Genomic DNA, 13,797 nt, shown 5'->3' with positions numbered 1-13,797 from the left:
CTTCTCTATAAAAACCTGCCAAATCTTTCTTTGCGCTGTCACACAGACGACCGGATATTACCCGCACTCCACTTAACGTTTGCGCTTGCTGAGCTGCAACATTATTTCAAATACCTGGTACCAGAACATAGACAGTCGCTAGCCAGTTGTAGGTTGTATCCTAAAGCTATGCATTTATTTTACTTGACGGAATTAAGTTAAGATCCTTTTGACGTTCCATTATTGCTGCAAAAAAAACTACAGAAGCTCCCAGACCCACACAACAATGATCCAGTAGCCAGTAAATACTTTTGGTAGTTGTATCAATGATTTTCATTGGTGTTATTAAAGCTTTCACAGGCTGGTCTGCCGGTCAATGACTAATCTCTGCACAGATTCGACATTGACAACATACTTCTGATGCTGCGAGCTGAATAGGATGCCCACGTGATCCCTACGTATCACTTACAGCGTGTCAGCTGGCAATACCGATAAGGCCGCCAACCATCATCGTCTAGCCGGTCCAGGTAAAGTCGACCATGCGCTGCCTGCATTGATGCGTCAAGCCTGAACTTTCCGTGCATGGGAGATGACCCGTAACTGCGAGACTCTGGCACACCCTGAACAATCGCTTGTACTGACGGTTAAAGCACGATACAGAAGTGGCATTATCTACCTATGCAGTATGGGGGACCTCTTCGCTGCAGTGGGTAGCGATGTGATACCCGGTCTGACTGTGTCTCGTATTTGATGACAATGAATCTCTGAGCAAGGATGAGTTGCAGCGGGAAGCGGTGTTCCGTCTTGGAAGCGCCTGGGTCTAGTGCTTTTCAAGCATGGGAACAGACCGAAAGCTGCCTTAGTTTTGAGTGAATCTGGACGAAGAATAATTCTCGATCGATGATCTTCCGGCAATCGTGAACACGTGGGAGCTCTTTAGCAACCGGGAGGTCGAAACCGTCATGGGAAGGCATGGTAGCGGTGCGTTGGGAACGCTGACGTAAGTGCAACAGCCGCCTGTGCCTGATCCGCAGGATTGACGAATAGGGGGCTACAAATGCTCTCGATACAGTCATCGATATGCACATACTCTAGCCGACCATGCGCATACAATCACGCGGACAACAGCAGCGAGTTCGTCGAACACAAGACCACTACCCCAAAATAGTGTTCAAAGAACACCCTCAGGCTGCATAGAAGGGTGTCACATTCCAGAGTTAGATTAGCGCGCTGTGAAATAATTGAGGCTTTGGAACTCCATCACCACTTTGGAATTTTAGTCCATAGATAGTGACCAGGTCACATAACAAAAGCCAATCTCCCTAACAAGCCACGCTTAAGATGCGAAACCAATGTTTCACGTGAAACATAAACAATGCCTCACATTTCGTAAGATCAACATGGTGCGTTATTCAAGCTCGAATACGAAGGGCACTGATGATGAACATTATGATGTTGGTGTAGCAGCTAGGCTAAATATCTAGATGTTCACCGTAGATTTCAAACTTAATCTATCCAATAAGGATCGCAAAGCCAGAGTAACAGCAACTGAATCGGGGCACACTGATTAACGGAAGCTCAGCGTTTTTTGGTTTTTATGTCACAAAAAAAGCAGCCAATGGCTGCTTTTTTTGTGACATGATAAAAACAAAATCGAATGTCGGATCTCATTTCCTCTGAGAATCACCACTCAATAAAAACAGCCACTTATCGGCCTTCGTGCGCACGAAAAATCTCATCGATTTTGCAATGAATCTCACGAAATCTCATAACTCATGAAACGCCTTAAGTTTCAGCCAGTTATGAACACGCCTAGTGACTTGACCAACTCCAAGGAGGTTATGGCTTTTCCCGCTGAGGTTTCGGATCCGCGGCTGGCGAGCTCGGTTCCTGAAGATCTGAATCTTTACTCTGCCTCCGGCGCTTGAGCTCCTCTTTCATCCATTGGCCTGCCTGCTTCATCTCATTCCTGAGGTCTTCTATCTCTTGCTCTGTTAGGCGCTGATAACTCATCTCTAAACCTCCATAGCTCCTTCGTTCAGTAGCGATTCCGCTGAGGCTTGCTCCACGGTAGTCTATGCGATTCGAAATCGTCTAATGCAAAAGGAATTAACGTCATGGATGCGTCAACTTTCGAGTCGGTCATTGATATCCCTGGATGGTTGGGATCGCTGCTAAATACCGCGATCCCAATAGTCATCGTCCTAATCCTTCTATGTTATTTTCACTACCGAGCGGGAACGTCTTATGGCTTTGTCAGCCGGTTGTACACATTACTTGCTGGTCGTTCTGACTACCACGACGGCACTCTTGAAGATTACTGGAAGAAACATAAGGATCTCGAACGATTCAATGCTGTTTTTAACTTCAAAGCCAAATCACTGCAGGATGCTCACAGACTAATCAATTGGTTTGACGAATACGACCTCGACCATAAAAGATTCGCACGACTAAAGAGTTGGTTCGATGTCGAGAAGTTGGAGATTAGAGAAGCTACGAGAACGCAGGTTTTTATACTTTTCCTTCTCGGCGTGACTCTCGTAGCCCCGACAGTGATTTTTACAGATGCAGCGCTCAAAAATGCTGCGCTAATCAAATTCAATGATGAAACTAGATGGCTTTGGCTGGGTCACGATCAAGCTTACAGCGTGACCTACAATCCTATCCGAGACCGAAGCAAGGATTGGCGACTCACCAAGCAAAACTGCGGAAAGGAAACGTTCGACGCTGAATCTGTCGCCTCCGCGACCGGATTGAAAGCCAAGACTATTACCAGCATTTGCGACTCATTCACCAACGCTACCGATGATGAGTACATTAATGGGGTCATAGAGGGTCAAACCCTATTTTTAGCACCGGCTCTCCCGTTAGCTTACTGGGTATTAATCTCCTTCGCAGGGGTATTTAGGCGACTTTCAGTCATTGGAACCACCGTATATCTCGTCGAGAAGAAGCGAATTAAAACAGAGGCTAACGAACAATCATCCAGCTCCAACGCTCGAAATACAGAGCCCTCGCAAGAAACTTCTGAGGTTGCTAGTTAGATATACCTTCTGCCGCAGCTGCTGATCCCAAACAGCATCAACCGGCCGAATCCCCCGAGAAGCCAAGTCGCTCATCACACTGGCTGAACTCCTACCGGCTTCTCGGGCCAGATCACGCAGCAACACATACTCCGAGCGGAACTTGTCTATCGAGTGCTGGCTGACCAGCTGCCCCGACGAATGGTTGCTGGAGTATGTTTCAAGAAGACCTGTATTGGCGAGCTGGTAAGCAAACTCCTGATGAATCCCCATACGCTTCGCAGCTTCGGTTATCGAAAAGAGTTCCGAACCTGATGATTGATCCCGATACCAATCCTCGAACTGCTGACCATCGAAAGCCAATTCCCGGATTGTTGGTTCCTGGCTCGGTGCGTATGCGCTCAACGCACCCTCTCTGATCGCCTCGATGATTATCACCAACGGCTCTTTCACCCCGGCCCGAAACCGTCTCAGAGCTTGGCTCAGGGTCATAGCCTCGGGAGGTATTGAGCTGCTGTGAACAAGCGACTCCAGAAATCTGGACAGCTCCTCCTTTGAGAATGCCCAAACTCCCCTGGAGGCAGACCCTGGAGCTCTCTGGTGTGTGAAATATCCACACTGGCGTAGCTGCCCGAACTGCTTCTTGGTAACGCCAAGATAGTCGGCCGAATCCTTAGCTGTCAGCGAGTCTGCCAACCGCTCCTTGAGCCTCACCACGTCAGGCTTCCACACCAGTACCGATTCTCGCTTTGGGCCTTGTACCGTCATGCTGCGCACTTCATCGCCCTCGACAGCGCGTCTCATGTGGGATTTAGGGATCGTAAAATCTCGGCAGGCTGTTTGTAGTGCCAGCCAGGGATGCGACTGAATGGTTCGATCACCGAATAGTGAGTTCCGGCGGCTCAACGCCTTTGGCCAGTGTTGATTGAGATACTGCTCCAGCAGGTGCTTGTAGGGATCGAAGCAGCCATCATCAAAAGCCCTGTAGAACGCTTTATAGAAGCGATTCAGCCGCCGCTCTCCCTGCTCAGAGGCGTCCACCGATAACGACGTGTCGAGGAACCTGGTAAAGCCCTCGGACCCACCAAACAGTGCATCTGCTACTTGGGTCATCACGTCGGCAGCCGTATTCATTTGAAGTACCCGCGTATTGATGCCGGTTTTGCCTATGCCATCGCGACTGACAAAACGAGCAAACAACAGAATGAGCTCTGATCGCATTTGGAGATCCAGGTTGTGCCCTGCGGCTATCAAAGACCCTGACACAGAGCCTCGCTCCAACCATTCTTGCTGCCGCCTTACCGCATCAGGTGCCAGGTACAGGGCTGATTCAGATAGATCAGCGCCACACTTACACAGCTTGGTACTCCGAGACTTGAACGGCAGTGGGCTGTCACAGGCCGGACAGGTATCTCTAAGCCAACCTCCATGTTCGGCACATGCCACTGACGCTTTCAGATGCCACGCAGCCTTCCAGCGTTGCGTTTCCCTGATACAGGCCGGGCAATAACGTAAGCGACCCAGGCGGTGGCTCTGATCGATCAAACAAACCGCCGCCGAGATCGATGACGTTTCTGTCCCCCAACCAGTCCAACTCGCACCTGCGAGCAGGTCCTGGTACAAATGCAGCTCCGATAGTCTCGGTAGTTGCCCCACTGCGCACATCCAGCGGGTAGAGCCATAGCGATTCAGCTCTACCAGGCGAACCAAATAGCCTATCGGTGACTCGTCTGGGCAGCTGGCAGGATGGATCGGAGGGTATACCAGCGCACAGTCGTGACTTCTGATTGGCGCCCGCATACCCTCCTGGCCCTTACTTCGGGTCATGCGGCAACACCTGCCACTCGGCGTACTCCCATAGGTCGGCGATATCGGATGACCGGCCGTGTTCCTGGTCTAAGGCCTTTCTCAGATTCACCCAGTAGTTGAGAGCCTGGTGTTTCAGAGTGTCGAAGCACGGCTGTGGAAAGTCGATATTTAGCCGCAGAACAAGCTTCAGTATGAGTGAGGTGTAATATTCGGGACTATCTCGCTGAGACAAACGGAATAGAAAGGTCTCCAGACCACCTGGTCGAAACAGCAGCTCGGCGGCATTCACCAAATGAACCCGCGCAGTGCCGCACTGCTTAAGCTCGCGATTGAAGTTATGCACGGTGAGCTTCGGGTAGTCCAACCAGTTACACAACAAGCTAATCAGCGCGGTCCGAGCCGAGTACTCCAGACCGTGTTCCCTGGGGAATATGGAATACCCTTCCGGCACACTCCCTTCATCCAGAAACAGCTGCATCTGCTCGACGGGGCTATCGATGACCTCCACGGGCGCGTCTGCTAACCGAGCACCACAGGCACAGTGCGATAGGTTCGTTGATGCCAATGGAAGTCGGGAATAACAGCTTGGGCACCGATCAACCAGCCAAATTTGATGCTTGGTGCAGGCGCAGGACACCCAGTTTTGCCAAACGCTACGCCAATAGCCGCTCTCCCCGATGCAGAGCGGGCAATATCTGAGGTGCTGGGTATTCGCACCAACGGCACTGGTTGTTGGCTGATTACCTGCCCAATCAGCGGCTGATAGCTCAGCAACGGAGAGCACGGGAGTTTGAAGCGAGCTTCGAGACGACAGGTTCCTGAATAACCAGGCTGGGCTTTCGTACTGATTCAGTTCCGCCAGACGCTTCAAATAGCCGTAAGGCAGTTCGTCCGGGAAGCGATCTGGATGTAGTGGTGGTTTGATCAACTCCATGATTCTCCTCCTGTCTTGGAAGCCCGCACAGCAGAAGCAGGCTCAAACAGATTGAATGGCATTCCGGGGCTATCGAGCCGTTTCCAGCGGAACCCATCATGGAATGGATTCAGAGCGTCCTTGCCTTCGTGCCACACCCAATCGACAAACGCCCTCCCAAGTACGGAGCGATCGATGGCCGGCACGGAGTGCTGAGTGGCCCAGGCGTAGCTGCCCGTCATCAGGCGAACGACATAATCGATAATGCCGTTAGTGGCGAAATGGAAACGTCTCAGCAGGTCGCCATCCAGCTGCAAGGGCCTTTTTAAGCCAAGCTTTTGATCGAAGTGAGTAATCACACCGGCAAAGATCGACTGTTCATGGGGCGATTCGATGGAGAACGGATTCAACTCCAGACGCCGACCATAGCGCCGCCTTAGTTGTTCGTTTACCTGGAGAATCTGTTCACAGCGCGGAAGGCCCATTAGCACCGTCGAAACCTGGGACTGGTCTATCAACGTCTTCAACCAATCAGAGACCTCCAAAGGCGCTCTGCGGCGCCCCCGGTCGATGAAGTGCTGAAGCTCATCCACGATGATCAGGCGTACCTGTTTCTCCTTGATCAGGTTGAGAATCCGGTTTGTCTTGTCGATGGCGGAACCGCGCATAAAACAGGGCTCCCCGAGCTGGACCAGCATCGCTTCAGCCATATTGCGTATGGTTGGCTGTGACGGTGTATCCACACAGAGCACCGGCAGTAACTCGCGGTCTGACAGTGGTTCGGGGGGATACTCATCGAATATCAGTGACTTTAGCGTCGACTTGCCAGTACCGGACTGGCCAACGCACAACAGATGCTGAGGAAGCCCGACCTGAGCACTCATCTGGTAGGCATCCCGAATAGCGTCGAAAGCCACCTGGCATTGAGGATGGAAGATCACGACTTTGCGTAGTTCAGCGATTTTCTGATGGATGTTTAGGTTGTCAGTCATCGCCTTGCCCCCTCGTCACCACCTTGAAGTTCAGGGGCTCAAATAGTGACTCAGCGGTCGTATCAAGCTCCTTGGGGCGTTCCAGTGCCGGGTTTGAGCTCCAGGAAGGCGGAACAGGCATGGCGTCCCTGGCGGCTTTCTTGCGCTCGCGAATGAGCTTGTTGCGGCTCAGATCCTCGATCTTCTGCTGGAACCTGGCCTTGCTCTCCAGCAGCTCCTCCTCGTCCTGTTCATCCAGTCCGCGCTGCTTAGTGTCCTTCAGGATCTGATCGTGTTGACGAAGCGTCAGGCCTTCCGCGTACTCCGGGTTGGTACAGGGCACATGGATGTAATCACCCTGTAGCTCGTCGTAGACCCATACCGCACCCATATCCTCCGGGTCGTAACGCACTGACACGTCATATCGCTCTGTCGAGCGTATGCGCAAAAGCCCAAGTTCCGCCGAGTTATAGAACAGGTGATGAACCTGCACGCCCTGGTGGGAAAGTCGGCGGGTCGTTTCCTTGGTGAGGATCAAGTTCAGCTGTATCAGGCTCTCAGGCAACATTGGCTCCACCATACCGAGTCCAGCCCTCCACATGGCTGAAGGCATTCGATGCGTGGTTCTGTGCACCTCTTGGTGGTAGATATCGATGATCCACTCATGGATAAGCGATTTCAGATCAGCCAGAGTTATGCGTGCCATGTCGGCAGAGTTGTAGTCACCACGATGCGCGATGTTGGAGAATGTAGTGCCGGGAATACGGTGGCAGACCGCACGGTTTAACGTGCCCAGAAAGCGTTCCACGGCCCCTTTGTAGTGGGGTTGCTGTTTGGGGCAGAACTGAAGCTCAATATTGAGCTCCGCGCAGACGCGCCGCAGCTGATGGGAATGAAACTCCAGGCCGTTATCGCAGATCAGCGTGTGGGGAATCCCGTACGCTGGCCATTCATGGTGAATATCCGGGTACTGCTCTTTGACGTAGGCTTTGGACAGAATCGCGTGACGTAAGGCCCTCATCACCGAAAGTTCAGAGGGTGGCTCAAACCCGATGGAAAAGCCCAGGACCATCCGCGAGTGGCGGCAGAGCAGGAGGGTCAAAGTAGGGCGGCCATCCGCCAGGCCTGTCCGCTCGTTAATAACAATCACATCCAGAGGGGTATGATCGACTTCCACCCGCTCTAGGATGTGGTGCGTCACTGCACCGGCGCCGGTTGCCCGAAAATGCTTATCGGCGACACGCTTTCCCTCTCTGGCGGCCATCGCATCGTATTTATCGATCTGATCTACGATTCGGTAGAACTGGGCGCGGCTTGGAAATGTCAGCGGTTTTAGCCTCAGTCCATTAAGCTCGTTCATACGATGGCAGAAAGCGTCATAAACCGCTTTTACTGGTAGCCTTTCCCTAGTAAACCATAAACGCTCGACGAGGCTGTGTAGCTCACTCATCACCTCTTTGGAAAATGTTCTTCGCGGTGACGACTTTTGGACCTTTGGCGCCACCGACATTAGATCCTGTCCAGAGTCGAGCCATGTCTTCCACCACCGATAGACAGTCTTTGGATGCGGTGGGGCGGTATCGTCTATAGACTTGCTGGCTTCCGCTATGGCCGCGTTCAAACCTTTAGCGGTCGGCTTATCGCCACAGTGTTGAATAGCCGCTTTGATGTACTCGTGCTTCTTCAATACTTCCTTACGCTCGACGCCCGATAGTCGAAGGAGATCTGCCCGAGTTCTGCTCGTCCGAGATACAGTGGGAGCACTCTCTCTGCTGTTGTCCGCACTTAAACCTTGCAGAACCAGCTCCCCGGACGATAACAGCCCCACCAATTCCGGCTTGCTTTTGCGAAGTATTGCCCCGTCACACAAACGCTCCAGGTAACAGTCGCCTTCGACCAGAATCCTGTCGATTCGGTAGGGCACACTATTCAAAGTCAGGTGCAGTCCGGTATGAAAAGAGACGACTTTCATGTCCGATACCCTCCGGTAAATGCAGTGTTGTGGTAGATGAAAAAGGTGTGAAAAGATCGACGTGTAGCGCTCTCTGGGCAAGCAGCGCATAGACCAGTGGTGGCGAGTTCAGTAGCGCTGCTAACTGCTCGAAAGTGGCGGAGCCTGCAGTAGCGATCCAATGGACTACGCGCTGACGAACCTCATCTGATACCTGAATCCGTTGATGCGCTCTAAGCAGCTTCAGATTGAGCTGCAAGGTGGGGTGGTAAAGCTCTACATCGGTGATAACACCAAATTGCCGACCATTCAGCTCCCAGAATCTGGCTATCTGCTGAAGCCGCCGCTTGATATCAGCGTCTTCGAGTTTGGCGAAGGGTTTAACCTCCAGATAGATCGATCTGCCATCCTGGAAGTGAAGTTCGAAATCAGGCGTGTACCGGCGCATCTGGCCGTCGCACTCAAAGTAGACCGAAATAGGCTGCTCTCGGTAACCGACAACATCCGGCGAGAACTCGAAGAGGGCGCAGGCCTTCTGCTCAAGCTGAGATTCCCAGGCCACAAGCCGGTTGTTCTTGGTGGATGGGTAGAAACCGACAACTCTTCCGGTTGTCGGTCGAACAGGCTCCCGAGCCCGCATTTCTTTGCGCAGCGGCCCGGATTTCAGGCGTAGCTGTGCTTCCTGCCGTGTGCCGAGAGGCACAACAGTGCTTTTTGAAGACATGTGTACCCCTTACTCTTGCGAGTAACGAAGTTAAATGACTGGTTTAATGTCTAGGCGGGTCGATTGACGGGCAGGGAGCAAGCAAGGATACTTAGATTTCCGACGTCGTAAGTACTCTTACTTGCGCCATGGCGGGACAATCCACCCGGTGCGTCCCGTTATATCTACATAGCGATACCCTCCTGTGAGCCAGAACCTAGTCCCAACACCTTCCGTATGATCAGCACCTGATCTCCGCTCAGCGTTCCCAGATGGCGCTTCAGATCGTGGACCATCTCAAACTCGTCCTGCGACATGCCTTCCGGCAAACGGAACGTCATCTCGGAAAGTTCTACGGAGTGCCAAAGTCGCTCTTGCTCCTCCCGAGACAAGTTTAGATTATTGATTAGTCGCTTGAGTACAGCTGTTGACGGCGGCCCTTTGCGACCGTGTTCCAGGGTGCTGACGTAGCAAGGGTTGATCCCCATCAGGTCGGCAATCTGCTTCTGTTGTAGCCTACGGCTACGTCTGAGACTCTCGAGGTAGGTACCAAACGGCGTCATGAGCATTAGTTCTGATATGGAGCATTTATTGTTCTGATTATAGATACCGTCACTACATCGTCAACGGCGATTAAAAAATAAATCCTTTTGATATCAATATGATAGATATCGATTGTCAAAAATAGGTATTTTGATGATTTGTTGTATTGTGTATCCTGTGCCCAATAGAAGACAAAGCACTGCAAAGGATTGAAATGCGCTCAGACATTCTTATCAGAGAAGCACTGGAAAAGTGCGAAGTCCTGAAGAAAGCAAGCCTCTGGCCTAACGAATCAAGAATGCGGCCACGTGCTTGGCTGGATAATTTCGATGATGAGGACAAGAGTACTGCTGCTTATTTATTAAGCAAATTTACTTTTTACAACAATGATTTAACGGAACGCCTTTTAAAGGCCTCTTACCAATCGATAGGGGATGGGCTTCCCAAAAAACCTTCCAGCTCTGGAGGGAACCTTATAGATGCTCTCGAATCGGCAATATTAGTACCCATCTCTGGAGAGAAACCTAATCCAACTGACTCCGGCTACCTATTTTGCAGAAAAGCGCGCCAAATACTCCGAATCCCGGAAGAAAGAATAAAAAATCTCGATGAGTCGGTTGAACATGCAGCTAAAGGCGATACCGTAATACTTCTCGATGATTTTATAGGTTCCGGAGATCAGTTTTTAGAATCTTGGAAGCGTACCTATAACGGCCACTCTTTAAAGTCGTTAATCGAAAAAAATTATTTCGAAGCCATATATATAACTTTAGTTTCTACTGACTATGGTTTAAATGAAATAAAAAAAAATGCTCCCCAAGTATCTGTATGCTGTCCACATATTTTATATAAAGAATCTACTATTAGTCATATTTTGGACAAAAATGACTCAACAAGTCAAAAAGTCAAAAACCTACTAGAGAAGTATTCTCCTCGCCTAACACCTAAAGATCATTATATGTGCCATCCTCCGTATTTAAGATACGGATATAAGATGAGAGGTTTAATGCTAGGTTTTGATCACTCCATCCCCGATGCCACATTACCAATATTTTGGTCACCAGGTAATAATTGGGAGCCGTTAATTGAAAGAACATAAAAACGACGCTAGCGCTTTACAGCTTCTTTTCAATGAAAACAGAGCTGAGTGGCCAAGCGAGAAATTCAAAGAGATATTCGTAGAGCCAACGTACCTACAAAAACTCGTAAGTATGCGCCCCTGCATACTGGTGGGTGGTAGAGGCACTGGTAAAACAACTGCTCTACAATCACTTAAGTACGACTCTAGCTTAGAACGACTAAGCTCCTCCGGACTAGGTTTTGGAGATTTGGAGTACTTAGGTATTCATTTAAGAATGAATAAGAATAGAGTGCGCGCTTTTTCGAATGGTGGCATTGATATAAATTTATGGTCGAAAATATTTGCCCACTATTTTAACCTATTAGCATGTCTAGAACTGACAAAGATGACAATATGGCTTGAGGAAATAACAGGTCAGACATTACAGTCAGAATTTATAGATCAAATCCTAGTAGAGTTTGACATATCAGAAAAAATAATTAAGTCAGAAGAACTTAAAGTAAGACTACAGCGCGAAATTTCTAAGCTTCAAGTATGTGTTAATAATCCCAGTAAGCTTCAGGAAATCACACTATCAATTGCGGAATCTCCTCTTCGAGTTTTTGCTGAAGCTCTCCGAAATTCTGGATTAGCTCCCAATAAAATTATTTTTTGTTGTGTAGACGAATATGAAAACTTACTTGATTACCAACAGGGTGTAATAAATACATACATAAAGCACGCCGAGCCTCCTTTATCTTATAAACTGGGTGTCAGAAAAAACGGCTTAAGAAATCGAAACACATCCGATTCTTCAGATATGTTAAGAACACCGGATGATTATTCAGAAATAGAAATTGCAGAAGAGGGGTTCGAGTACTTTGCTAGAGCCGTTGCTGAAAAGCGATTAGAATCTGCTAAGTTAAATGGTATTAATATACCTACCAATCTTAGTGATTTTTTAGAAAACCTTAGTTTCAAAGATGAAGCGTTACTACTCGGTGCAGAAAGAGTATCGAAGGTAGTTCTATCAGAACTTCGGGAAAAAAACTCAGAATTGTTTGAAACCTTCAAGCATAAGCCTCATAGCGAAACTTATTTTCTTCAGTACTGGAAAGAAAAAGAAAATGCAGATATTCTCGACTTAGCACATGATTGGGTTGATAACGAAGTTTCTTGGAAAACCAGAATTAGCAATCATGGTTATGCAAGTTTATTCTGGCTTTCGCATGGTAACAAAGGTGCAAGAATAAAAAAATATTATTGTGGAGACAAAGTATTTATAAGCTTGCCTGCAGGAAATATACGTTATTTCCTTGAACTCATCGATAATGCAATCAACTATCAGCTTGAAGAAATAAATTATAAATTACCTTCGTCTGAATTTCGGTTATCTCCTAAATCACAAACGCTTGCAGCTAGAGATGTTGGTAAGAGAAGACTAGACCAACTTGAAGGTCTTGCTGATCGAGGAGTCCAGCTGAAGCGGCTAGTTTTAGGTATTGGTAAAGTATTCTTCGAATATGCCCGCTCTCCCTTAGGTAGAACACCAGAAACAACTTCATTTATCGTTAGTGGAGAAAGTAAGGATATTTCTAGCATCACCGAATTATTAAACGAAGGTGTTGGTCATCTAGCTTTCGAAGTCACTCCAAGGACAAAAGCTACTACAAACCTCGAATTGAAAGATGATGAGTTCCGTCTACACAGAATTTTTAGCGCCTTCTTTGAAATATCTCACCGAAAGAAAAGGAGAATTACTTTTAATTCTAAAGACTTATTAGGAATTCTTGATAACAAGCCAGCCAAAGCAATCGCATCTCTTCTTGAAGGGGAGGAGCAAGCGGACATAGAAGATTTACCAGAACAGCTTGCTTTCTTTTCCGCATTCTATAACGAGGCTGGAAAATGAATAATATAGATATCTTTCCTAAGCCCGATACAAGAACGCGTAGATTTTACGACTTGAAAATCGATGATTTACTCGAAGATGAAACAGTTTTAATTGCAAAGATCCCTACAGACAATCGTGGAATCATCCCTTTATGGGATGATTTAAAGAAAAAAAAATCTCAAAATATAATTGAGATAGAGAAGCTAAACCAAGAGAAAATAGCGTTTCATTTTAATAACAATAATTCAATTGAGGTTTTATTAACTGATACAGAAAAATTATTAAACATACTCGCTCGTAATAAAATTTTAATTGACGTTTCAGGCCTTCCTCATAATGTCTGGGCTCCAATATTAAAATGCCTATTAGAAAATAATTTTTCATTTAGAGTTCTATATACTGAAGCTGAATCCTATAGATTACATCCTAGCCCCGCTTCAGAAACTCTTTTTGACCTTAGTATTGAATATGGCGGACTAGCTCCTCTGCCAGGTTTCGCAAAGCTATCAGGGCCTGAAGATGACTCAAAATGTCTATATGTGGCCCTTTTAGGATTTGAAGGGAATCGCCCTGAACGACTCGTTCTACAATTAGACCCAGAGCCTAAAGTAGTACCTATTATTGGTGTTCCTGGATTTAAGATAGAATTCCCAGCGTTCACGGTATCATGTAACAGAAACTTGTTAGAAGAATATAGAGCATTCTCTGAGTTGAGGTTTGCGAGGGCTAGCTGTCCTTATGAAGCTTTCGAAGCATTACAGTCAATTCATAAAGACTTCCCTGATTATTACATGTATATTGCACCAGTAGGAACTAAGCCTCATGCTATCGGCGCTATCTGGTATTCCATACTTAACCCAGATACGACTGAAATCATGTACGACTTTCCAATTCATAAAAAGGAAAGGTCAGATGGAATAGGACTTATACATATTTATAACTTCTCATAGC

Annotated in this window: 10 protein-coding genes and 1 pseudogene; 4 read left to right on the top strand and 7 right to left on the bottom strand. The window is 48.1% G+C overall.

The window, feature by feature from the left end:
* Nucleotides 1-2,096 precede the first annotated feature (2,096 nt).
* Nucleotides 2,097-3,023 (top strand): DUF6216 family protein, encoded by a 927-nt coding sequence (locus tag ABIE61_RS09680; protein WP_354408902.1) that lies wholly within the window; start codon nt 2,097-2,099, stop codon nt 3,021-3,023.
* On the opposite strand, the gene ABIE61_RS09675 is transcribed toward ABIE61_RS09680, so the two are convergent.
* The 7 genes and pseudogenes from ABIE61_RS09675 to ABIE61_RS09645 all read right to left on the bottom strand — a co-directional run bounded on the left by ABIE61_RS09675 (nt 2,961) and on the right by ABIE61_RS09645 (nt 9,918).
* Complete coding sequence (locus ABIE61_RS09675) at nt 2,961-4,223, bottom strand: hypothetical protein (protein WP_354409019.1); 1,263 nt, start codon at nt 4,221-4,223, stop codon at nt 2,961-2,963. The two genes, ABIE61_RS09680 and ABIE61_RS09675, sit on opposite strands and share 63 nt — an antisense overlap.
* Nucleotides 4,224-4,439: 216 nt before the next feature.
* Nucleotides 4,440-4,802: pseudogene (locus tag ABIE61_RS09670) on the bottom strand (TniQ family protein); the annotation flags it as partial.
* A 13-nt stretch (nt 4,803-4,815) separates the two neighbouring features.
* The gene (locus ABIE61_RS09665; RefSeq protein WP_354408899.1) at nt 4,816-5,745 is read right to left on the bottom strand and encodes a TniQ family protein; all 930 of its coding nucleotides are present in this window, start codon (nt 5,743-5,745) and stop codon (nt 4,816-4,818) included.
* Entirely contained in the window at nt 5,736-6,716 is a 981-nt protein-coding gene (locus tag ABIE61_RS09660) for a TniB family NTP-binding protein (RefSeq protein ID WP_354408896.1), read from the bottom strand. Before ABIE61_RS09660 ends, ABIE61_RS09665 begins: the two co-directional genes overlap by 10 nt.
* On the bottom strand, nt 6,709-8,667 hold the full coding sequence (locus ABIE61_RS09655; RefSeq protein ID WP_354408894.1) for a TnsB C-terminal domain-containing protein: 1,959 nt from the start codon (nt 8,665-8,667) through the stop codon (nt 6,709-6,711). The genes ABIE61_RS09660 and ABIE61_RS09655 overlap by 8 nt, the downstream gene beginning before the upstream one ends.
* Complete coding sequence (locus ABIE61_RS09650) at nt 8,621-9,370, bottom strand: TnsA endonuclease N-terminal domain-containing protein (protein ID WP_354408893.1); 750 nt, start codon at nt 9,368-9,370, stop codon at nt 8,621-8,623. Before ABIE61_RS09650 ends, ABIE61_RS09655 begins: the two co-directional genes overlap by 47 nt.
* A 164-nt stretch (nt 9,371-9,534) precedes the next feature.
* Entirely contained in the window at nt 9,535-9,918 is a 384-nt protein-coding gene (locus tag ABIE61_RS09645) for a helix-turn-helix domain-containing protein (protein WP_354408891.1), read from the bottom strand.
* Nucleotides 9,919-10,106: 188 nt separating this feature from the next.
* Between ABIE61_RS09645 and ABIE61_RS09640 the strand changes: the two genes are divergently transcribed.
* The 3 genes from ABIE61_RS09640 to ABIE61_RS09630 are packed head-to-tail and all read left to right on the top strand — an operon-like array spanning nt 10,107 to nt 13,796.
* Nucleotides 10,107-10,991 carry a phosphoribosyltransferase-like protein gene (locus ABIE61_RS09640; protein ID WP_354408888.1) on the top strand — a complete coding sequence of 295 codons (885 nt, stop codon included), beginning with the start codon at nt 10,107-10,109 and terminating at the stop codon, nt 10,989-10,991.
* Entirely contained in the window at nt 10,978-12,864 is a 1,887-nt protein-coding gene (locus tag ABIE61_RS09635) for an ORC-CDC6 family AAA ATPase (protein ID WP_354408886.1), read from the top strand. The genes ABIE61_RS09640 and ABIE61_RS09635 overlap by 14 nt, the downstream gene beginning before the upstream one ends.
* Nucleotides 12,861-13,796, top strand: coding sequence for a hypothetical protein (locus ABIE61_RS09630; protein WP_354408883.1), 936 nt, complete (start codon nt 12,861-12,863; stop codon nt 13,794-13,796). Before ABIE61_RS09635 ends, ABIE61_RS09630 begins: the two co-directional genes overlap by 4 nt.
* Nucleotide 13,797: the final 1 nt, after the last annotated feature.

Source organism: Marinobacterium sp. MBR-111 (assembly GCF_040547585.1).
Lineage (GTDB): Bacteria > Pseudomonadota > Gammaproteobacteria > Pseudomonadales > Balneatricaceae > Marinobacterium > Marinobacterium iners.
Note: the sequence above shows the minus strand (reverse complement) of the source record. Positions and strands in the feature narration are given on the sequence as shown.